At 68.3% G+C, this 22,029-nt stretch carries 16 protein-coding genes; 6 read left to right on the forward strand and 10 right to left on the reverse strand.

Annotated elements, in window-relative coordinates; genetic code table 11:
- Positions 1-56 precede the first annotated feature (56 nt).
- The gene (locus IPP91_08135; GenBank protein ID MBL0142036.1) at positions 57-2,714 is read left to right on the forward strand and encodes a cation-transporting P-type ATPase; all 2,658 of its coding nucleotides are present in this window, start codon (positions 57-59) and stop codon (positions 2,712-2,714) included.
- Here IPP91_08135 and IPP91_08140 read toward each other — a convergent pair.
- Genes IPP91_08140 through IPP91_08150 form a run of 3 tightly spaced genes read right to left on the reverse strand, consistent with a single transcriptional unit; the run spans position 2,711 to position 6,364 of the window.
- Positions 2,711-4,117 (reverse strand): HAMP domain-containing protein, encoded by a 1,407-nt coding sequence (locus tag IPP91_08140; protein MBL0142037.1) that lies wholly within the window; start codon positions 4,115-4,117, stop codon positions 2,711-2,713. The two genes, IPP91_08135 and IPP91_08140, sit on opposite strands and share 4 nt — an antisense overlap.
- A 51-nt stretch (positions 4,118-4,168) precedes the next feature.
- Positions 4,169-5,959, reverse strand: a complete 1,791-nt coding sequence (locus IPP91_08145; protein MBL0142038.1) for an OPT/YSL family transporter — start codon at positions 5,957-5,959, stop codon at positions 4,169-4,171.
- Between the two features lie 30 nt (positions 5,960-5,989).
- Positions 5,990-6,364, reverse strand: a complete 375-nt coding sequence (locus IPP91_08150) for a VanZ family protein (GenBank protein ID MBL0142039.1) — start codon at positions 6,362-6,364, stop codon at positions 5,990-5,992.
- Between the two features lie 95 nt (positions 6,365-6,459).
- On the opposite strand from IPP91_08150, the gene IPP91_08155 reads away from it, so the two are divergent.
- Genes IPP91_08155 through IPP91_08165 form a run of 3 tightly spaced genes read left to right on the forward strand, consistent with a single transcriptional unit; the run spans position 6,460 to position 8,947 of the window.
- On the forward strand, positions 6,460-7,617 hold the full coding sequence (locus IPP91_08155; GenBank protein ID MBL0142040.1) for a CoA transferase: 1,158 nt from the start codon (positions 6,460-6,462) through the stop codon (positions 7,615-7,617).
- The gene (locus tag IPP91_08160; protein ID MBL0142041.1) at positions 7,614-8,237 is read left to right on the forward strand and encodes a cysteine dioxygenase; all 624 of its coding nucleotides are present in this window, start codon (positions 7,614-7,616) and stop codon (positions 8,235-8,237) included. Before IPP91_08155 ends, IPP91_08160 begins: the two co-directional genes overlap by 4 nt.
- Before the next feature lie 8 nt (positions 8,238-8,245).
- Positions 8,246-8,947, forward strand: a complete 702-nt coding sequence (locus tag IPP91_08165; protein MBL0142042.1) for an enoyl-CoA hydratase/isomerase family protein — start codon at positions 8,246-8,248, stop codon at positions 8,945-8,947.
- An 8-nt stretch (positions 8,948-8,955) separates the two neighbouring features.
- On the opposite strand, the gene IPP91_08170 is transcribed toward IPP91_08165, so the two are convergent.
- The 7 genes from IPP91_08170 to IPP91_08200 form a co-directional block, all read right to left on the reverse strand.
- Entirely contained in the window at positions 8,956-9,561 is a 606-nt protein-coding gene (locus IPP91_08170) for a class I SAM-dependent methyltransferase (GenBank protein MBL0142043.1), read from the reverse strand.
- Between the two features lie 109 nt (positions 9,562-9,670).
- The gene (locus IPP91_08175) at positions 9,671-12,070 is read right to left on the reverse strand and encodes a heavy metal translocating P-type ATPase (GenBank protein ID MBL0142044.1); all 2,400 of its coding nucleotides are present in this window, start codon (positions 12,068-12,070) and stop codon (positions 9,671-9,673) included.
- A 328-nt stretch (positions 12,071-12,398) separates the two neighbouring features.
- Positions 12,399-15,530 carry an efflux RND transporter permease subunit gene (locus tag IPP91_08180; GenBank protein ID MBL0142045.1) on the reverse strand — a complete coding sequence of 1,044 codons (3,132 nt, stop codon included), beginning with the start codon at positions 15,528-15,530 and terminating at the stop codon, positions 12,399-12,401.
- A gap of 1 nt (position 15,531) precedes the next feature.
- The gene (locus IPP91_08185) at positions 15,532-17,097 is read right to left on the reverse strand and encodes an efflux RND transporter periplasmic adaptor subunit (GenBank protein ID MBL0142046.1); all 1,566 of its coding nucleotides are present in this window, start codon (positions 17,095-17,097) and stop codon (positions 15,532-15,534) included.
- Positions 17,094-18,407 (reverse strand): TolC family protein, encoded by a 1,314-nt coding sequence (locus IPP91_08190; protein ID MBL0142047.1) that lies wholly within the window; start codon positions 18,405-18,407, stop codon positions 17,094-17,096. The genes IPP91_08185 and IPP91_08190 overlap by 4 nt, the downstream gene beginning before the upstream one ends.
- A 63-nt stretch (positions 18,408-18,470) precedes the next feature.
- Positions 18,471-18,854 (reverse strand): hypothetical protein, encoded by a 384-nt coding sequence (locus IPP91_08195; GenBank protein ID MBL0142048.1) that lies wholly within the window; start codon positions 18,852-18,854, stop codon positions 18,471-18,473.
- 92 nt (positions 18,855-18,946) lie between these two features.
- Positions 18,947-20,206 (reverse strand): amidohydrolase, encoded by a 1,260-nt coding sequence (locus tag IPP91_08200; protein ID MBL0142049.1) that lies wholly within the window; start codon positions 20,204-20,206, stop codon positions 18,947-18,949.
- A 101-nt stretch (positions 20,207-20,307) separates the two neighbouring features.
- Here IPP91_08200 and IPP91_08205 point away from each other — a divergent pair, with 101 nt between their 5' ends.
- A complete protein-coding gene (locus IPP91_08205; protein MBL0142050.1) occupies positions 20,308-20,703 on the forward strand; it encodes a rhodanese-like domain-containing protein in 396 nt (131 codons plus the stop codon).
- Positions 20,663-22,018, forward strand: a complete 1,356-nt coding sequence (locus IPP91_08210) for an MFS transporter (protein MBL0142051.1) — start codon at positions 20,663-20,665, stop codon at positions 22,016-22,018. Before IPP91_08205 ends, IPP91_08210 begins: the two co-directional genes overlap by 41 nt.
- The last annotated feature ends 11 nt before the right edge of the window (positions 22,019-22,029 follow it).

A 22,029-nucleotide genomic window follows, 5' to 3' on the forward strand; every position in this document is an offset into this window, starting at 1 on the left:
TGCGGCGCTGCTCCCGGGATCGAAGGCACCGCCATTGCTGCGTGCCGTCTTGCCCGATGAACATTATCAACCTCCCGATCGCGGAAGTTCTGACGAGCCTCAAGACGTCGGAGCGCGGGCTGGGCGGCGGCGAGGCGGCCAGGCGCCTCGGGGAATTCGGCCACAACCGGATCGAGGAGGTGAAGGGCAGGCCGCTCTGGCTGCGCTTCCTTCGCGAGTTCACGCACTTCTTCGCGCTGATCCTCTGGGTTGCCGCCGCTCTGGCGTTCTTCGCGGAATCGAGGAGCCGCGGCCAGGGCATGTGGCAGCTGGGCGCCGCCATCCTCGCCGTGATCGCGATCAATGGCGTCTTTTCCTTCTGGCAGGAGTACCGCGCCGAACGTGCCGTCGCGGCGCTGCGGCAATTGCTGCCGCAGCAGGCCAGGGCCGTGCGCGACGGGCAACTGCAGGAGATGGACGCCGATCTCCTCGTGCCGGGCGACGTGGTCCTCCTCGAGGGGGGCGACAACGTACCCGCGGATTGCCGGCTGGTCGAGGCCTCCGGCGTGCGGGTCAACCTGTCCACGCTCACCGGGGAGCCGCTCGCCAAGGCGAGAACGGCGGAGGGGATCGCGGACGGCAGGACGCTCGAGGCGAAGAACCTGCTGCTGGCCGGCACTTCGCTGGTTTCCGGGCAGTGCCGCGCCGTGGTCTTCGCAACCGGCATGCGGACGGAATTCGGCAGGATCGCGCACCTGACGCAGACCGCGGGCGAAACGGGCTCCCCGCTGCAGCGCGAGATCGCCCGCGTCTCGAAGCTGGTCGCGGTATTCGCCTCCGTGCTGGGCCTTGTCTTCTTCGCCATCGGCACGGCCATCGGCCTGCCGTTCTGGGACAACGTCATGTTCGCCATCGGGATCATCGTGGCCAATGTCCCGGAGGGGCTGCTGCCGACCGTGACGCTTTCGCTCGCGATGGCCACCCAGCGCATGGCGAAGCGCAACGCCCTGGTTCGCCACCTGCCCTCGGTCGAGACGCTGGGATCGGCCACGGTCATCTGCAGCGACAAGACCGGCACGCTCACGCAGAACCGGATGTCCGTGAAGCAGGTCTTCACCCCCGGGATGCCGCGCCCGACGGGCGACATGACCGCGGTGGCCGGCAACACCGCGCTGCTGCGCAATGCGCGGCATTGCAACAGCCTGAAGCGTGGCCGCCGCAACGGGCACTACGGATGGCTGGGCGATCCGATGGAGGTCGCGTTCGCCGAGTTCGCCGGCACCATCCCCGACGACGCCACTGTCGTGGGCGAGATCGCCTTCGACAGCGATCGGCGCCGGATGTCGGTCGTCGTCGATCACGACGGCGAGCGCTGGCTCTATTGCAAGGGGGCGCCCGAGGGGGTCCTGCGCCTGTGCGACCGCATCGACGATCACGGGGTACCGGCGCCCCTCGACGAACCGGCACGGCGCCGCGCCACCGAGGCGCAGGACGCCATGGCCGAATGCGGGCTGCGCGTGCTCGGCTTCGCCTGCCGCAGGCTGGAGGCCGGCGAACCGCCCGAGGAAAGGAATCTCGCCTTCTCGGGGTTGATCGGGCTGCAGGATCCACCGCGCACCGACGTGCCCGAGGCCATCGCCCGCTGCCGCACGGCGGGCATCCAGGTGATCATGGTCACCGGCGACTACCCGCACACCGCGGTCGCGATCGCGCGCGAGATCGGATTGGCAAGGACTGCGTCCCCGGTGGTCGTGCTCGGCGAGACCCTGCGCAGAATGACGCCGGCGCAACTGCAGATCGCGCTCGACAGCCCCGAGATCCTGTTCACCCGCGTCACGGCCGAGCAGAAGATGCTGGTGGTCGAGGCACTCAAGGCCAAGGGACACGTGGTCGCCGTGACGGGCGACGGCGTGAACGACGCCCCCGCGCTCAGAAGCGCGCACATCGGCATCGCCATGGGGATCGCCGGCACCGATGTCGCCAAGGAAGCGGCCGACATGATCCTGCTCGACGACAACTTCGCGAGCATCGTCAATGCGATCGAGGAAGGCCGCGCCGTCTTCGAGAACATCCGCAAGTTCCTCACCTACATCCTCACCTCGAACATCCCCGAACTCGTGCCCTACCTCGCCTTCGTGCTGTTCCGGATCCCGCTGCCGCTCACGGTCATCCAGATCCTCGCCGTGGACCTGGGCACGGACATGCTGCCGGCGCTGGCCCTGGGGGCCGAGCGGCCCCATCACGCCCTCATGCAACGGCCCCCGCGGCCGGCGGGGGAAAGGCTGCTCACGTGGCCGCTCGCTGCGCGCGCGTACCTCTGGCTGGGCATGCTCCAGGCCGCGATCGCGATGACGGTCTTCTTCTTCGTCCTGCAACAGGGCGGCTGGGACTACGGGCAGATGCTGGGGCGCGCCGACCCCCTCTATCTACAGGCGACGACCGCATGCCTCGCCGCGATCGTCGCGGCGCAGGTGGTGAACGTGTTCCTCTGCCGGCACCCGCGGGAATCGGCGCTTCGCTTCCGGCTGGCGGACAACCCGCTGCTGCTGCTGGGGCTCGCGGTCGAGATCGCCATGATCCTCGCGATCGTGTACACGCCAGTGGGCAACGCGGCATTCGGCACGCGGGCGCTGCCGGCGGAGCCCTGGCTCCTCATGATCGCGCTTGCGCTGGGCATGGGCGTACTGGAGGAGTTGCGCAAGCTGGGCGCCGCGCGACTCTCCGGGCGAACCTAGAAGCGCGTCCGTCCCTCGCGCAGGCCCCGCGTGACCGTGAGCGCCGGGGCCGCCGGGGCATGGCGCACGGCCCGTGATCCCGCCGGCATCCGCTCGATCTCGACCTGGCCCCCGGCCTCCTCGTCGCCGATGCGGAATGCGCTCGCCGCCGCGACCAGCTCGTCGGCCTGGCGGCCCGTCGCGTCGGTCGCGGCCGAGAGCTGCGCCACCACGTGCGAGTAGCGCTGCGTGGCGTTGTCGAGGTGACCGACCACGGTGGCGACCTGCGAAAGCCCTGCGCTCTGCTCCCGCGAGGCGCTCGCGATCCGGTCCATGAGGTCGCGCACCTCGCCGGTGGATTCGACGATCTCCAGCATCTTGGCGCCCGCCTCCCCGGCCTGCGCCGACGCCGACCGGATCATTTCCAGCGATTCGCCGATGACGCCCCGGATGTCGCGCGCGGCGGCGGCGCTTCGCTGCGCAAGGCTACGCACCTCGCTCGCGACGACGGCGAAGCCCCGGCCCTCCTCACCGGCCCTGGCGGCCTCGACGGCGGCGTTGAGCGCGAGGATGTTGGTCTGGAACGCGATGCCGTCGATCAGCGTGACGATTTCGGAGATGCGGCTCGAGCTTGCCTGGACCGTGGCCATCTTGCCCGCCACGTTGTCGACCATCTCGCCGCCGTCCTGGGCGAGCAGGGCGGCGGTCTGCGCGAGCTGGCTCGCCTCGCGCGCGGAGTCCGCATGGACGGAGACGCTGGCGGACATCTGTTCGGTGGCGGAGGCTGCCTCCTCGAGGGACACGGCCTGCTGCTCGGCCTCCCGGGACAGGTCCGAGTTGCCCGCGACGAGGCTTCGCGTCGCGGCGTGAACCGTGTCGGCCGACCGGCGAACGCGCGCCACGGTGCCCGCGAGGCTGTCGTTCATCTCCCTTAACGCGGCGAGGAGCTGGCCCGTCTCGTCGCGGCTCGCCACCTCGATGCGCGTCGTGAGGTCGCCGCCCGCGATCGTTCGCACCACCTGCATCGCGGCGAACACGGGCTTCAACACCGAGACGATGATCCAGAGGGCGAGCAGGGCGAACACGACCATCCCCGCGGTCGAAACCGCCGCAAATGCGATCGTCGCCGTGCGCTTCGCCTCGAGGACCGCGGAATCGGCGGCAGCGATCTCGCGCGCGATCCTCTCGCTCGCGGCTTGCGTCGCCCCGCTTGCAGCCACGCCGGGCACGCCCGACCGGGCTGCGTCCTCCCGCAACTGCGCCACGAGCTGATCGCGCAACCGCGAGCCGCCCTCCATCGCTTCCACTATGGCCGCGTCGCTCCAGAACATCGTGAGGGCGGTCGCGATCATCATCGCGAAACCGATCACCGCGCAGGTGATCACCTTGGTCTTGATCGTGAGGTTCGAAAGGATCGTCATCATGGTTGTTGCCCCGTGCTGGGCAAGGCGTTCATCGTCGTGCGCTCCCTTTTCCTAGCCGAGCACCGTGCCCAGCAGCCCCGCGATCCCCAGTCCCAGCGCCGCGAGCGAGTCTCCCGCGATGAGCCCGCCACCCACGAGCGACGCGGTGCTCATGTCCTCGGGCATCGCCTTGCCGTCTGCGGGCTTCTTCCTCGGGATCGAGTTGAGGAGGCTCGACAGCACGCCCCCGCCGCCGAACCAGAGCGAGGTATGCAGGTTCACGAACCCGCCGAAGGAGGAAGCGTAGGGCGACGGCAGGAATACCGCGTCAACCAGGAAATCCGTCGCGAAGCCCGTTCTGCCGCTGGCCACGAAGCGCTTGTAGGACGAGTTCTCCCGGATGAGCTTCCTCGCGAGCTGGAAGGCGAAGCCGATCCCCACGCCCACCCAGATCGCCGTCCGCTGGTAGGGCTTGTCGTCGGTGAGGCTGCGCAGCACGCCCACGAACTTGTAGGTCATCGCCGCGCTCCACTCCGAGGGCTGCTCGCCCGCCTTCATCACCGTCTGGTCGAGCAGGAGCACCGGGTAGGCCGTCATGAAGAGCCTGGCGAAGACGACCGCCAGGACGGCGCCCATGAGCACGCCGGCCACCTGGTAGCGGAACTGCAGCACGCGGTTGGTGCCCAGGCGCCATCCCGTGGAGCGGTCCTGCTGCATGTCGCACGCGACGCTCGTGGAGATGAGCAGGATCATCCCGGCCATCAACCCCACCACCGGGTCCTTGAGGCCGAGAGCCGCCATCAGCACCACGCTCACCACGAACGCCGAGGAAATCGGGTTGGAATCGCTGATGCCCTGCGAGATGCCGTTGACCATCGCGAACACGAAGACGAGCAGCACGGCGAAAGCGAGGAAGCCGACGGGCTGCCCGAGGACGAAATGGCCGGAGAGGACGACACCGACGCCCCAGAACAGCACCCACAGCACGAGGCGCGTCGTGTTCACGCGCTTCCACTCCGCCTGCGGCTCCGCGTTCCCGCGCATGCGGGTGGAAGCCTCCTTCAGCACGAGCGCGATGTCGATGATGGCCGCGCCCATGATGAGGCCCAGCGCGATGAGAAAGGCGATCTTGCGGAACGGATCCCCCGGTTGCAGCCAGCCGATCGAGACGAAGTAAGGAATCAGCGCCCAGAAGACAAGCCCGGAGGTGATGGCGGGGATGCCTATGCGCGCGCCCACGAGCATCCCGGCGCCGAGGGTGGAGGTGGAGAGCTCGATGGCGCCCAGGAGGGCGATCTTGCCCGCCGCGATTCCCCCGATGATGCCTGCCGCGATGCCGCTGCCCAGCTTCGCCACCGATTGCCGCAGCAGCACCGGATCGGTGAGCGCGCGCAGGATGTTGGCCACGGCGAGGCCCGAGGGGTACGTGAGCCGCATCCTGTCCACGAGCATCGGCGTGTAGAGCATCCCCACGCCGACGCCGAACATGCCGATGCAGAGCATGTAGAAGACGAGCTGCCACACCGGCGGCTGCGCTATCCCCATCCACACCATGGCCTGGATGAGCACTCCCATGCCGCTCATGCCCGCCACGGAGGCTGCCGCCGTCTGTATGTAGTTGGCCCCATGCTTGCCTTCGGCGCCGTAGCCGTAGGTGACGGTGGAGCCGAGGATGCCCGCGAGCACCTGCCCGCCCACGAAGAAGCCGAGCGAGAAGTTCATGTAGGAAGCCGTCACGCCGCCCAGGGGCCCCAGCACGAAGATGCCCAGCCCCAGCAGCAACGCGTGGTACTTCCAGGTGCCGACGGCGGGAAGCCAGGACCAGCGCGGGGCGGCGGGGGCGGGAGAGGCGATCGAAATCATGGGCGCGAGTGGAGTGGGTCGCGCCCGATATTAGTCCTTTGCCTTCCTGCGCAATACCGGAAAGCGCAAAAGCAGCGGCAGGCAGGCGGCGTAAAGGGCGATTCCCACCCCATCGGCCAGCACGTCGCCCAGCGAGGCGTCCCGGTAAGGAATGAAGTACTGGATCGCCTCGATCGACAGCCCGAATCCCAGCAGCGCGAGCATCTTGGCGATCCCGAACCGGGTTGCGGGAAACGAGTAGTCGGTGAGCGCCGACAGCACCACGAAGGCAAGCGCGTGGTTGACCTTGTCGGAAATGCGTTCGATCAGCGGATAACTGCGGTCGGTGGTGGCCAGGTGAATGACGACCGCGACCGCGATCACGAGCAGGATCCGCGCAAGGGCGCGCAGGGTTCGGGGATTCATGCCGCCAAGGGTATCAAGATGCCAGAGGCCACGCCTCACCGGTGTATCCTGCTGGCGACCGGTGCAGCGCCGGACTTCGCCTCGAGATCCGCCCCATGCCCTCCCCTGTCGCCCTGCCCCTCGCGGGCATCAAGGTCGTCGAGTTCTGCCAGGTGGCCGCGGGCCCTTACTGCGCGATGCTGCTCGCCGACTTCGGCGCCGAGGTGGTCAAGGTCGAGCCGCCCGAGGGCGACGCGATGCGCCAGTGGCCGCCGGTGAACGGCGGCTACAGCGAAAACTTCGCCTCCATCAACCGCGGCAAGCAGAGCGTGGCGCTCGATCTGAAGAATCCCGCCGACCGCGATTTCGCACGGGCGCTGGTCCTCGACGCCGACGTGCTCGTCGAGAACAATCGCCCCGGCGTCATGCAGCGGCTGGGGCTCGGGTGGGACTGGTTCGGCCCGCGCAAGCCCTCCCTCGTCTATTGCTCCATTTCCGCCTTCGGCCAGTCGGGGCCGCGTTCCACGGAAGGCGGGTTCGATCTCACCCTCCAGGCCGCCGCGGGCGTGATGAGCGTCACGGGCGAGGAGGGCGGCGCGCCGGTGAAGTGCGGCGTGCCGATCTCGGACTTCACGGCGGGGCTCTACGCCGCTTTTTCCATTGCGTCCCTCATCGCCCGCGTGCGCGCCGGCGGCCCGGGCGGCGCAATCGACATCCCGATGTTCGCGACCACGATTGCCATCGCCGCCCTGCAGACGAGCGAGCTCTTCGGCACCGGGAAGAACCCGCGCAAGCTCGGTTCCGCGCATCCGAGGAATGCGCCTTACCAGGCTTACCGCGCAGCAGATGGCTGGTTCGCGATCGCCGCGGGCAACAACAAGCTCTGGCAGTCGGTGTGCGAGGTCGTGGGCGCGCCCGAATGGGCGAACGAGCCGCGCTTCGCAACGACCACGCTGCGAGCGGCAAACCAGGACGCCTTGAAGCAGATGCTCGAGGCATGCTTCTCCGGCGACACCGTCAGCGCGTGGCTGGAGCGCTTTCGCGCGGCGGGCATTCCCTCGGCCCCGATCAACGGCTATGCGCAAGCGCTGGCCGATCCGCAGGCTGCAGCCCTGGGGCTCGTCGTTCCGGCGATGCTGCCCGGCGGACAGGCCACGCGCACGGTCGGCTGCCCCATCCGGCTCGACGGGGAGGCCGTCACGGTGAACGCCACATTTCCCGCACTGGGTGAACATACCGTCGCCCTGCGTGCTCGAATCCCGGAGGCGACATGACGAAGAACGGCATCGACCGCATCGCGCCGCTGCGCGAGTTCGTGAAAGCCATGACGCGGCTCGTGGACCGTACCGACGACGAGGCGGCGCTACTCGCCGGCGCGCGGCCGCTGCTCGCGGAATTGATCGCGGGCGACTCGTGGCTGCCCGATGAATGCGCGAAGCCCGACCCGCAGTTCTATCGCCAGTACCTGCTGCACTGCGACCCGCTGGAGCGCTTTTCGGTGGTGAGCTTCGTCTGGGGCCCGGGGCAGAAGACGCCCATCCACGACCATACGGTGTGGGGCCTCGTGGGCATGATGCGCGGAGCGGAGCGCTGCCGCCGGTACGAGCGCACGAAAGACGGCACGATCCGCGCCCTGGGCGAGGAGCAGGTGCTGGAGCCCGGCGGGATCGAGGCCGTGTCGCCGACCGTGGGCGATATCCACACGGTCGCCAACGCGCTGGGCGATGCGCCCTCGATCAGCATCCACGTGTATGGCGCCAACATCGGCGCCGTGCGCCGGCATGTGTTCGATGCCGCGACGGGGGCGGTCAAGGATTTTGTTTCCGGCTACTCGGCCGCGACGGTTCCCAACCTCTGGGACCGCTCCGCCAGCGCACGCGTCGGAATCCGGTGAGCGGGGGCGTGGCCACGGTCTGGCTGGACCGGCCGGAGAAGGGCAACGCCTTCTCGGCCGCAGCGGTCGAAGCGCTTTCCGCTTCCGTCGCGTCGGCAATTGCCGACCCCAGGGGGCATACGCTCGTGATCCGCGGTCATGGCAAGCACTTCTGTACCGGGTTCGATCTGTCGGACCTCGAGGCGGAGTCGGATGCCACGCTTCGCGCGCGCTTCATCGCCCTCGAGAAACTGCTGCAGAGGGTTTGGCATGCGCCCGTACGTACCGTCGCGGTGGCAACGGGGCGGGCGTGGGGTGCGGGCGCGGATCTCTTCGCCTCCTGCGACATCCGCGCGTGCTCGAACGACGCGACCTTCCGCTTTCCCGGCTCTGCATTCGGGATCGTGCTCGGCACGCGCCGGCTCGTGGAACTCATCGGCTGGGATCGCGCGCGGCCGCTCGTCTCGGAGAGCGTCACGCTCGATGCCGCCGGGGCGTTGGCCGCCACCCTCGCCACGGACCTCGTGGCCGGTGACATCGAGGCCTGGCTTGCGACGCGTTGCGCGGCGCCCGTCGCCGATCGCGCCACGCTCGCAGCGATCCGTTCGGCAACCCGGCCCGACCATCGCGGCGAGGACCTCGGCACGCTCACCGCTTCCGCCTCGGTGCCCGGCCTCGTCCAGCGCATCGACCACTACAGGAAGAGCCTGCGCGCCGACCGCGTGAAGTAGGTGCGCGATCAGGCGGGGCGCCGTGCGATGAGCGTGCGGAAGCGCTTCACCTTGTCCCCCGGCGCCGGAAACTCCTCGACGCTGTCGTGCAGGGTTTCCCAGCCGGCGAAAGGCGCCGCAAGCTCCTCCGGCTTAAAGAGGCAGTAGGCATCGGGATCGAACATCGCGAAGAAAGTGGTGCCCTCGACCAGCGCGTTCACGATCACCACGCCGCCGGGCGCCACGGCATCGCGCACGGCGGCCAGGCCCGCCCGCGCATCCGCGGGGGCGAAGAACATGAGGAGTCCGATGCAGTTGACCGCGTCGTAGGTTTCCTCCGGCCGCCAGCGCTGCAGGTCCACGGCGCGCACGGAGACATCGAGGCCGGAAGCGATCGCCCGCTGCGCGAGATCCTCGACCGCGTTCTCGCAGGCGTCGTAGGCCGTCACCCGCGCGCCGCGCGCGGCGGCGGCGAGAGAGAGGTTTCCCAGGCCGCAGCCGAGGTCCAGGACCCTGCCCGACAGGTACGGCAGCGCCCGCTCCTCGAAAGGATTGAGTTTGTAGTCGCGGGCGGCGATCTGGCGCTCGAATTGGGCGCCGAAGTACTCGACCGCGTGGGGATTTTCGTTGGCCATATCCACCCCGGATCCTACCGTAGAAAACCGGGCTACTGCATTGGCGCGCCCGATCGCCACCCGCCGCGGGCAACGAGCACCTTGGCGACGAATATCCTTCCTGCCGGATCTACACTCGCGCGGAGCGCAATCTCAGCGCGTTCATGATCACCGAGACCGAGCTCATGGCCATCGCGGCGCTGGCGATCATCGGGCTCAGCAGCAGGCCCAGCCACGGAAAGAGCACGCCGGCAGCCACCGGCACGCCGACGAAGTTGTAGGCGAAGGCGAAGAACAGGTTCTGACGGATGTTGCGCATCGTTCGTTCGCTGAGCACGCGTGCCTTGGCGATTCCGCGAAGGTCCCCCTTGACCAGGACGATCCGCGCGCTGCTCATGGCAATGTCGGTGCCGGTCCCCATGGCGATGCCCACATTCGCCTGAGCCAATGCAGGCGCATCGTTGATGCCGTCCCCGGCCATGGCGACGATTCGACCTTCCTTCTGCAGCGCTTGCACGTGCAGGTACTTGTCCTGAGGGAGTACCCCGGCCTTGACCTCGTCCAGGCCCAGCTTCTTCCCGACGGCGGCGGCGGTTACCGGGTTGTCGCCGGTGAGCATGACGATCCGGATGCCCGATGCACGCAGCAACTGGATGGCCTCCGGCGTGGTCGCCTTTACCGGGTCCGCCACGCCGAGGTAGCCTGCGAGCCGGCCGGCGTCGGCGACGTACATCACGGTTTGTCCCTGCGCCTGCAGGGCCGCGACATCCGCCCCTACCGAGGACACGTCGATGCCGGCGTCCTGGATCAGGAGGGCGTTGCCAAGCAAAGCTGCCCGGCCATCGATGGTGCCACGCACGCCCTTGCCGGTGACGGCGTCGAATTCGCGGACTTCCTGCAGCATCTGCTTGTCGGCCTGCGCCCGCGAGACGATGGCCTGGGCCAGCGGATGCTCGCTCGGCTTTTCGAGGCTCGCCGCGAGGGTCAGCACCTGCCCTTCGGTGAATCCCGCGAGAGCTTTCACGCCTTGCACCTGAGGCTTGCCTTCGGTGAGCGTTCCCGTCTTGTCGACCACAAGGGTATCGACCTTCTCCATGAGCTCCAGGGCCTCGGCGTCCTTGATCAGCACGCCTTCCCTCGCTCCGCGGCCCACGCCAACGATGATGGACACCGGCGTGGCGAGGCCCAGGGCACAGGGACAGGCGACGATGAGCACGGAGATCGCGACGACCAGGGCGTTCGCCAGCGCCGGGGGAGGGCCGACGAGCGCCCACACGGCAAACGCGACGGCGGCAACCAGCATCACCGCGAGCACGAACCAGCCGGCGACCTGGTCGGCGAGCTTCTGGATCGGGGCCCGGGTGCGGGCCGCTTCGCTGACCATCTGCACGATCCGCGCGAGCAGCGTTTCCGCGCCGACCTTATCGGCCCGCATCTGGAACGACCCGGTCTGGTTGAGCGTTCCACCCGTGACTTTCATGCCGGGCACCTTTTCCACCGGGATGGGTTCGCCGGTCAGCATGGACTCGTCCACGCTCGACTTGCCGTCGGTGACTTCGCCGTCGACCGGGATCTTCGCGCCGGGCTTCACTCGCAGGATGTCGCCCGCAACGACGCGCTCGAGCACGATTTCCTCGTCGGTCCCGTCCGCCTTCACCCGGAAGGCCTTGCTCGGGGCGAGGCCGAGCAGGTCCTCGATGGCGCCCGAGGTCTTGGCTCTCGCCCGCAGCTCGAGCACCTGGCCGAGCAGGACGAGCGTCACGATGACGGCGGCCGCCTCGAAATAGAGCGGCACGCCGTGCCCGGTGTGAAACGCCTGCGGCAGGCTTTCGGGAAAGAAGATGACGTACAGGCTGAAGAAGTAGGCGGCGCACACGCCCACGCTGATGAGGCTGAACATGTTGAACTGCCAGGTCCGGAACGAGCGCCAGCCGCGTTCGAGGAACGGCCATCCGGCCCACAGCACGACCGGGGTCGCAAGCAATGCCTGCAAGCACTGCGACCAGGTCACGGACTTGAGTTCGGGAAGCCCGGAACCCCGAGCCAACTGCTCCACCCACGCACCGGGGTCCAGGCCCGGCACCATCTCACCCATGGCCAACAGGAGCAGGGGTAATGCCATGGCCAGTGCCGCCCAGAACCGCCGTGTCATGGACACCAGCTCGGGATTGCCAGCATCGTTCGCGGCGGGCGCGACCGGCTCCAGTGCCATTCCGCAGATGGGGCAGCTGCCCGGGCCGACCTGGCGGATCTGCGGGTGCATGGGACAAGTGAAGATGACGCTCGCGGCGGCGGGCGCCTGCGCGACCTTGGGGGTGCCCGAATCGACCTTGGCGTACTTCGCCGGATCGAGGCGGAATGCCTCGGCGCACTTGCGGCTGCAAAAGCGATAGAGCCCGTCCCGGTAGGTTGCCGAGTCCGGCGCGTCAGGCCCCACGCGCATGCCGCAGACCGGGTCGATCCCGCTGCCGGCAATCGGCAACTCGCCGGTACCGGGCTTCGGCCGATCGTGGAGATGAAGGGAGGACATCGTGATCTTGTTCACGCGGAACTCCTCATGCGATGGTTTGACGCCGCCGTCGCGGTGGCGCGACACGGCAAGGATTCGCTGACGCTGGCCTACTTCTGGTTGCGGGAGAAAACCACGACGGCGGCGATGGCGACGACGATCGCCAGGATCCATCCCCCGAACATCCAGCCGGAACCCATGCCCGAAAACCAGCTACCCATATATTCGTTCATCATGTTCGTGCTCCCAAAATGGGTACGCTACGCGCCGCACGGGCCACGTGTCTGTACGCTGCCCCGCAAAGGCCCCGCTTGAACGGTTCGTCGCCGGATGATCAGTCTCGTCGCGATCATCGGCCGGGCGCGTCGAGAAGCCCGCGGCCCTTCACGAGCGCGTAGATCGCCGGAATCACGATGAGGGTGAGGATGGTCGAGGACACCATGCCCCCCACCATGGGCGCGGCGATCCGGCGCATGACCTCCGACCCGGTCCCCGTGCTCCACATGATCGGCAGCAGGCCCGCCATGATGGCGACCACGGTCATCATCTTGGGCCGCACGCGCTCGACGGCGCCCTCCATGACCGCCGCATAGAGGTCGGCCGCGCTGGCGTGGGTCCCACGCTCCTCGCGGATTCGCTTCCAGGAATGCTCGAGGTAGATGAGCATCACCACGCCGGTCTCCGCCGCCACCCCGGCGAGCGCGATGAAGCCGACGGCCACCGCCACGCTCACGTTGTAGCCCAGCGCCCACACCAGCCACACGCCACCCACCAGCGCGAAGGGCACGGAGAGCATCACGATCAGCGTCTCCGTCATGCGCCGGAAGTTGAGGTACAGCAAGACGACGATCGCGAGGAGGGTCAGCGGCACGACGATCTTCAATTTCTCCACCGCGCGCTCCATGTACTCGAACTGGCCGCTCCACGCGATGTAGTAGCCCGGCGCGAAATCGACCTTCGTCGCCACGGCCCTCTTCGCATCCGCCACGAAGCTGCCGATGTCGCGGCCCTGGATGTCGACGTAGATGTAGGCCGACAGGAGCGCGTTCTCCGTGCGGATGGCGGGGGCGCCCTTGGTCACCTTGAGCCTGGCCACCTGGCCCAGCGGAACCATGGCGGGCGCCTGGCCCATTTCCGGCATCGTCGGCACCAGCACCTGGTCGGCGATGGTCTGCGGATCCGAGCGCAGCCCCCGCGGATAGCGGACGATCACGCCGAAGCGTTCACGCCCTTCCACGGTCGTCGTGACCATCTCGCCGCCCAGCGCCGTCTGGATCACGTCCTGCAGGTCGCCGATCGCCAGGCCATAGCGGGCCAGCGCGGCGCGGTCGGGCTCGATGTCCAGGTAGTAGCCGCCCGTGATCCGCTCCGCATAGGCGCTGGTCGTTCCGGGCACGTCCTTGATAACGGTCTCGATGTCGCGCGCGACCCGCTCCATCTCGTCCAGGTCCTTGCCGAACACCTTGATGCCGATGGGCGTGCGGATGCCCGTGGAGAGCATGTCGATCCGCGCCTGGATGGGCATCGTCCAGGCGTTCGCCACCCCCGGGAACTGCATCGCCTTGTCCATCTCCGCGATGAGCTTGTCCACCGTCATTCCGGGCCGCCACTGCGCCTCGGGCTTCAGGTTCACGATGGTCTCGAACATCTCGAGCGGCGCCGGGTCGGTCGCGGTCTGCGCGCGCCCGGCCTTGCCCGCCACGCTCGCCACTTCCGGAAAGCTCTTGAGGATGCGGTCCTGGATCTGCAGCAGTTCCGCCGCCTTGGTCACCGACATGCCCGGCAGCGACGTGGGCATGTACAGGATCGTCCCTTCGTTGAGCCGCGGCATGAACTCCGTGCCGAGCCTGGATGCGGGGATGACCGTGACGCCGAGAATCACGACGGCGATCAGGAGCGTCGTCTTCTTCCAGCGCATGACCAGGGCGATGAGGGGTCGGTACATCGCGATGAGGAACCGGTTCAGCGGATTCTTCGACTCGGGGATGATCTTGCCCCGGATGAAGAGGCCCATCAGGACCGGCACCAGCGTCACGGACAGGATCGCCGCGCCGGCCATCGAGAACGTCTTGGTGTAGGCGAGCGGGGAAAAGAGCCGCCCTTCCTGGGCCTCGAGGGTGAACACGGGCAGGAACGACACCGTGATGATGAGGAGCGAGAAGAAAAGCGCGGGGCCCACCTCCCTGCACGCCTCGATCATCGCCTCGGCGCGCGATTCGCCGGGCTTCAGGCGTTCGAGGTGCTTGTGCGCGTTCTCGATCATCACGATGGCCGCATCCACCATCGCGCCGATGGCGATGGCGATTCCGCCCAGGCTCATGATGTTGGAGTTGATGCCGAGCGCGCGCATGCAAAGGAAAGCGATCAGCACGCCGATGGGCAGCATCACGATCGCCACCAGCGCGCTTCGCACGTGCAGCAGGAAGACGATGCAGACCGCTGCCACGATCACGCTCTCCTCGAAGAGGGTGGACTTCAGCGTCTCGATGGCGCGGTGGATGAGGTCGGACCGGTCGTAGACCGTCTCGACGGTCACGCCCTCGGGCAGGCCGCTCGCGATCTCCGCGATCTTGTCCTTCACGTTGCGGATGACGTCGAGCGCGTTCTGGCCGTAGCGGGCGACGACGATTCCGGAGACCATCTCCCCGTCGCCGTTGAGTTCCGCGATTCCACGGCGCTCGTCGGGGCCCATCTCCACGCGGGCGATGTCGCGGATCAGCACGGGCGTGCCCTTCTGCGCCTTCACGACCAGGCCCTCGATGTCCGCCTTGCCGCGCAGGTAGCCGCGGCCGCGCACCATGTACTCCGTCTCCGCCATCTCGATCACGCGCCCGCCCACGTCGCGGTTGGAGTCGCGGATGACCTGCGAGACCCTCATGAGCGGCACGCCATAGCTTCGCAGCTTCACGGGGTCCACGATCACCTGGTACTGCTGGACGAAGCCGCCGACGGAGGCCACTTCCGAGACGCCGGGCGCCTTCGTGATCTGGTAGCGCAGGAACCAGTCCTGGATGGTGCGAAGCTCCGCGAGCGTGCGGTTCTTCCCCTGCACCGCGTACTGGTAGACCCAGCCCACGCCCGTGGCATCGGGACCGAGCTGCGGCGTGACGCCCCGGGGCAGGCGCCCTGCGGCGAAGTTGAGGTACTCGAGCACGCGCGACCGGGCCCAGTAGATGTCGGTGCCGTCCTCGAAGATCACGTAGACGAAGGAGGCGCCGAAGAAGGAAAAGCCGCGGACCACCTTCGACTTCGGCACCGAAAGCATCGCCGTCGTGAGCGGGTAGGTGACCTGGTCCTCGACCACCTGGGGCGCCTGGCCGGGCATCTCGGTGTAGATGATCACCTGCACGTCGGACAGGTCCGGCAGCGCATCCAGCGGCGTCTTCACCACCGCGAAGATGCCGGCCAGCGTGACCGCGAAGCTCGCGAGCAGGACGAGGAACTTGTTCCTCGCCGACCATGCGATGAGGGCGTTCAGCATCTCAATGCCCCTTGCCCGCGCTGCCCGGCGTGCCTTGCGGACCGATCGCGGTGATCACCCATTCGCCGGGCTTCCTCTCCACGAAATCGAAGCCGATGGCCGCGCCGGGTTTCACGCCCGAGACGAGCGAGGAGTTGGCCAGCGCGAAATCCATGGTCATCCCGGGCCACTTGAGGCTCGCGACGGGCTGGTGCGTGATGGTCACGGTGCCGGCCTTCGCGTCGATCGCATCGAGCGTGCCGTCGGCATGGTGGCTCACGGAACCCTTCGCTTCGCCGCCGCCCTTGGGCGCGCCGCCAAGGCCGCTCAGCGCGGCACGCAGGTTGCTCTCGGCATCGATCAGGAAGTTCGCGGCCACCACCACGGCATCGCCTTCCTTCACGCCCGACTTCACTTCCACCCACTCGTCGCTGCGCGCGCCCAGCTCCACGTCATGTGGCTCGAACCGGCCTTCGCCCACCTGCACGATCACGACACGGCGCACGCCGGAATCGATCACCGCCGACACCGGGACCGCGATCACCTGGCCCGCGCCGTGCGAGGCAAGCTCGACCTGCGCATACATGCCGGGCTTGAGGAGCCCGCCGGGATTGGCAAGCTCGAGGCGCACGGGAACGGTGCGCGTCTCCATCTTCAGCGTGGGGTAGACATAGGTGACCACGCCCTCGAAACGCTTGTCCGGATAGGCGTTGATGCGCACCTGCGCCTTTCGCCCGTTGGCGATCAGGCCGATGTCCTGCTCGTTCACGTCGGCGAGCACCCAGACGCGCGACAGGTCCGCCACCTGGTAGAGCATCTCGCCGGGCATGAAGCGCATTCCCGAGACCGCCTTCTTCTCCATCACGATGCCCGTCGCCGGGGAGCGGAAGGTGATGCTGCGACTGGCTTCGCCCGTCTTCTCGAGAGCGGCGATCTGCTCGTCGGAGACATCCCAGTTGCGAAGGCGCGTGAGGCTCGATTCGGCCAGTTGCGCCATGCCCGAGCGGCTCTCCGCGTTCGCGTCCTTCAGGGCCTTCACGCCGCGGGAGGCGATCGCGTACTCGCGCTGCGCGGAGACGAGCTCGGGGCTGTATGCCTCGAAGAGCGGCTGCCCCTTGGTGACCGGCTGCCCGGTGATGTTCACGTGCAGGCGCTCGACGTATCCCTCGAACTTGGGCGCGATCGTGGCCAGGAGCCGCTCGTCGACCTCCACCCGGCCCGAGGCGCGCACGATCCGCTCGATCGCGCGGCGTTCCGCGACCTGCGTTCGCACACCCAGCTTCTGCAGGCGATCGATCGGGATCCTGAGCTCGTTCCCGGACGGGGCGGGTTCTTCCCCTTCATAGACGGGGATGTATTCCATGCCCATCTGGTCCTTCTTGGGCACGGGCGAGGTGTCGGGCAGGCCCATGGGGTTGCGGTAGTAGAGAAGCTTCCTCTCCTGCTTCGCCGCGGGTGCCGATGCAGGCGCGCCAGCGCTGGCCATTGCCTGCGCGGGACTCGTCGCCTGGCGCGTTCCGAGGACGTATCCGCCCGCCGCGGCCGCCAACACCACGACACCCACGACGATTGCGATTCCGGTCTTCATAGTTCCTCTCCCACGATGCGTTCGATGTCGGCCAGGCGCATCTGCGCCTCCGCCTGGGCCTTGAGCCGCTCCTGCTTCGCGCGCCGGATCTGGCGCTGCGCGTCCAGCAGCGTGGCGAAGTCGACCTTGCCGTTCTCGTAGCCGGCGAGCGCGGACTCGTAGGTGAGCTGCGCCTGCGGCAGCAGGCTGCCGGCGGCCAGCGCCTCGGTGCGGACCGCGGCATCGAGGGCGACGAGGGTTTCGCCCAGTTCACCGAGAGACGAAACGGTCGCGGCGTCGAGGCGCGACCGGGCGGCCTCGAGCATCGCGCGCGCCTCGCGCTCCTGGGCGCGCCGGCTGTCCTGCTGCAGGGGAATGTTCAGCTCGAGCATCAGCCCCCATTCCGCGATGCGGCTCCCCATCTGCGTGGGCGACACGCCGATGCTCAGGTCGGGATAGCGGTTCAGGTCGGCGAACTCGATCGCCTTTCCGGCGGAGCGAACGCGCGCCTCTTCGGCCGCGAGGACCGGGTTGCGGGCCCGATAGCGCTCCTCGAGATCCGCGGGCCGCAGTCGCGCCGGCGGCGGGATGGGGCGGATGCGCTCGGGTTGCGCGAGCGGGGACGCCGCGGGGCGCGCGACCAGCGAGTTGAGGCGCGCGGCTGCGCGGCGCTTCTCCGAGTCGATCACCACGAGGTCCGTGCGCATCGTCGTCTGCTCGACCTGCGCGCGGATCGCATCCTGCTGCGCGGCGAGACCCCCCGAGTAACGCGCCTGGGCGATGCTTTCCAGCCGCGCCATGAGATCCAGCAGCTCGCGAACAAGCTTTTCGTTCTCGGAGGCGTAGTAGTACTGCGCGTAGGCCACCTTCACCCGCGTGGCGAGTTCCAGCCATGTTCCGTCGGCCTTGCTCGCGGCTGCCTCGGCGTCGGCCACGGCGCCCTCGCGCTTCGCGTCGCGCTTGCCGAACCAGGGCAAGGGCTGCGAAAGCGTGTACTTGGTGCTGCCGATCCGCGACGGCACGATGCTCGGATTCGCGTCCGTGCCCGCGTTCGTGATGTCCATGAGTTCCACCTTGAACATCGGGTCGGGCAGCGCGCCTGCAGACTCGGGGCGCTCGCGGGCGGCGGCGGCTTCGTGGCGCATGGCGGCCAGCTCCGGGTTGCGATCGCGAGCCAGCTCGAGAAAGCTCTCGACGCTGCGGCCCGGCAAGGCGGATTGGGCCAGGCCCGGCGCGAGAGCCAGGGTCGCGAGGATCGCGGCGGCCACCCGGTGCAGGGGTGGGGCGGTCTTGCGTGTCCGTTGCGGGCGGACGAAGGATGGAATCGACATGTGACCTCCGGAAGCGATGAAAGCCGGCCGCGAACGCCGCGGACCGGAAACATCACCGGGAGGTCAGATGCGCAGGACGCCGAAGAGGATGGCGGGTGGGGGGGGTGCCGCGGCGAGCGCGAAGCGCCAGTCCGGGCGCGCATCGGCCGAGGCGGCCGCTGCGGGAGTCTCGACGCGAAGAACCGGGCCGTCGGTATCCACCGCGGCGGCGGGCTGCGCGTTGTCGAAGGAGGCGCTTCCGTACTGGCAGTGGCCGGCGCAGACGCCATCGCCTGCCGGTGTCTCGTCCTTCTGCATGGACCCGGCGCACCCTTCATGGTGAGCCATCACTTCGGCCTTGGCCGGCGATTCATGCAGCGTGCACACGTGCGCCGACACCGCCAACTGCGCGAACAGCAGCGCGAACGCGGCAAAGAAAGCGGCAATGGTGCGACGGCGGCGAGTCATGGTGGGCAAGTATGACCTGTAACGGATGCGGGGGCATTTGATCCTGCGCAACCGCCCCTGCAAGTCCCAAAAAAGGGGACAGACCCCTTTTTCTAATTCGCGGCGAGCCAGTCGAGGGCAAGGGCGGAGAGGGTCTTTACGCCGAGCTTGAGGCAGGCCTCGTCCACGTAGAAGCGCGGGCTGTGGTTGGGCGCGGCGGTGAGCGAGTCCTTGTCCGGCGGCGTGCAGCCCATGAAGTAGAAGAAGCCCGGCACGGCCTGCTGGTAATAGGAGAAATCCTCGGCCCCGCACACCTTGTCCACGACCTGCACGTTGCCTTCGCCCGCGATGCGCGACAGGGTCGGGAGCGACCACTGCGTGAGGCCGGGGTGGTTCACCGTGACGGGATAGCCCCGGTGGATATGTACGTGCGCCTTCGCCCCGCCGGCCGCTGAGATCATCTCGGTGATGCGCGTGACGTGCGCGTGGATCTCGTCGCGCTGATCCTCGTCGAAGGTGCGGATGGTGCCCTCGAGCTTCACCTCGTCGGGAATGATGTTGTTGCGCACGCCGCCCTGGAACACGCCCACGGTGACCACCGACGGCTCCTTGGCGATGTTGAGGCTGCGCGAGACGATCGTCTGCAGGCCCATCACGACCTGCGATCCGACGACGATGGGATCCACGCCGCGCCACGGCATCGCGCCGTGGGTCTGCACGCCGCGGATGAACACGCGGAACTGGTCCGCCGAGGCCATGAGCGGCCCCGAGCGGTAGCCGATGCGGCCCGTGGGATGGATCGAGGTGACGTGCAGGCCGAAGATCGCCTCCACCTTCGGATCGGCGAGGCAGCCCTCCTCGACCATCAGCTTGGCGCCCCCTTCCTCCCCGATGGGCGGCATTTCCTCCGCCGGCTGGAACACGAAGACGACGGTGCCGGGTATCTCCGCGCGCATTCCGGCGAGCACCTCGGCCACGCCCATGAGGATAGAGGTGTGCGCATCGTGCCCGCAGGCGTGCATCACGCCGCACTGCTGGCCGTTCCACTCGGCCATGACCTTGCTCGCGAAGGGGACATCCACCTCCTCCTTCACGGGAAGCGCATCCATGTCCGCGCGCAGCGCCACAACCGGGCCGGGCTTGCCGCCCTTGAGCACCCCCACCACGCCGGTCACGGCAACCTTCTCGCGCACTTCGTCCAGGCCCAGGGCGCGCAGGTGCTTCGCCACGATGGCGGCCGTGCGCACCTCGCGGTTGCCCAGTTCCGGATGCTCGTGGAAGTCGCGGCGCCAGGAGACGACTTTCGCCTCCACGCGCTCGGCAGCGGCGGCGATGGCGGAATCGAGGCGGAACGGGGTGTCGGGAGCGTTCATGGCGGTGGCGAGTGGATCGAAAACGGGGATGTCATTGTAGCCCGGCCCGCGCGCAGCGCCGTCTATAATGGCCCGTCGCTCCTTTGCCACGCCCATCGACCATGGAACATCTCGAGCCCAAGGAAGCCCACGCCTACCTCCAGGACCACCCGGACGCGGTCTTCATCGACGTGCGCAGCGAGATGGAGTTCATGTTCGTGGGCCATCCCGTGGGCGCGATGATGGTGCCCTGGTACGACGGCGCCGAGTGGGACCTGAACCCGCATTTCGTGGGGCAGGTGAAGAAGCTCGCGGGCGCCAACTTCCGCAACCGGCCGATCCTCCTCATCTGCCGCAGCGGCAACCGCACGGTCGAGGCGGGAAACGTGCTCGAGGCCGCCGGGTTCCAGCACGTGGTCAACGTGCTGCACGGCTTCGAGGGTGACCTCGACGAGAGCCACCACCGCAACTCGAAGAATGGCTGGCGGGTCGCGGGGCTGCCTTGGCAGCAGTACTGAAGCTCGCGCCGCAAGTTTCCGGACGGTGAGCCCAGGCCGCGGGTATCCGCCCGCTTCCCTCGCCTGGCTGGTCTGGGGACTGGGCGCCGCCCTCTACCTCATCGCGTTCTACCAGCGCGTTGCGCCCGCGGTGCTCGTGCAGGAGCTCACGCGCGAGTTCGCGCTCACGGGGGCGGGGCTCGGCAACCTCTCCGCGTTCTACTTCTACAGCTACGTCGCCATGCAGATTCCGACCGGGCTCATCGCGGACCGCTGGGGACCGAGGAAGCTGCTCACGGCCGGCGCGGCGCTCACGGCCGTGGGCACGCTCGTCTTCGCCCTCGCGCCCACGGCCTACGTCGCCAATGCCGGGCGCCTCGCGATCGGTGCGGCCGCCGGCGTGGCGTTCGTCGCGATGCTCAAGCTCGCGAACCACTGGATGCCGTCGCGCCAGTTCGCGCTGGCGAGCGGAATGGCGCTCTTCGTGGGCGTGATGGGCGCAACCCTGGCAGGCGCCCCGCTACGCCTCGTCGTGGACATCATGGGCTGGCGAGCCGTGATGGTCGCGAGCGCCGCGGTGACGGCGTGCGTGGCGGTGGCCATCTGGCTCGTCACACGCGACGATCCTTCGGAGCGCGGCTTCGACTCGTATTTTCCGCATGCCTCGGGCGGAGCGAAGGACGGCTCGGTCTGGGCGGACCTGCGCGCCGTATTCGGCTACCGCAACACCGCGCTGATCTTCTTCATACCCGGCGCGTTCTCGGGCATCGTGCTCATGTTCGCGGGGCTGTGGGGCGTGCCCTTCCTCACCACCCATTACGGATACACAACGGCCGAGGCGGCGCTGCTCGCCTCGCTCACCCTCGTCGCGTGGAGCGTGGGCAGCATCGCCTACGGGCCGATCTCGGAGCGCCTGGGCGGACGCAAGCTGCCCTTTATCGCGGGGTTGCTCGGCACGATGGTGCTCTGGGCGGTGATCGTCTGGGTGCCGGGCTGGAGCCGCACGATGCTCGCCGTGCTGCTGGCCTTGCTCGGCCTCGTCGGCGGCGCCTTCATCCTCACGTTCCCGTTCGCCAAGGAAAGCGTTCCCGCGCGGCTCGCGGGAACGGTATCGGGAATCGTGAACATGGGCGTGATGATCGGCGGGCTGATCATGCAGCCGCTGGTCGGCTGGGTGCTCGACCGCCACTGGACGGGCGCGCTCACGCCCGGCGGCGCGCGGCTCTACGACCTCGCGGCCTACCGCAGCGCCTTCTCGATGCTCTTCGCGTGGGGCGCGCTCGCGCTGGTTCTCCTCGTGTTCACGCGCGAGACCCGCTGCCAACAAACTGCGTAGGCGCGAAGCAC

This window comes from Betaproteobacteria bacterium, assembly GCA_016720855.1.
Lineage (GTDB): Bacteria > Pseudomonadota > Gammaproteobacteria > Burkholderiales > Usitatibacteraceae > FEB-7.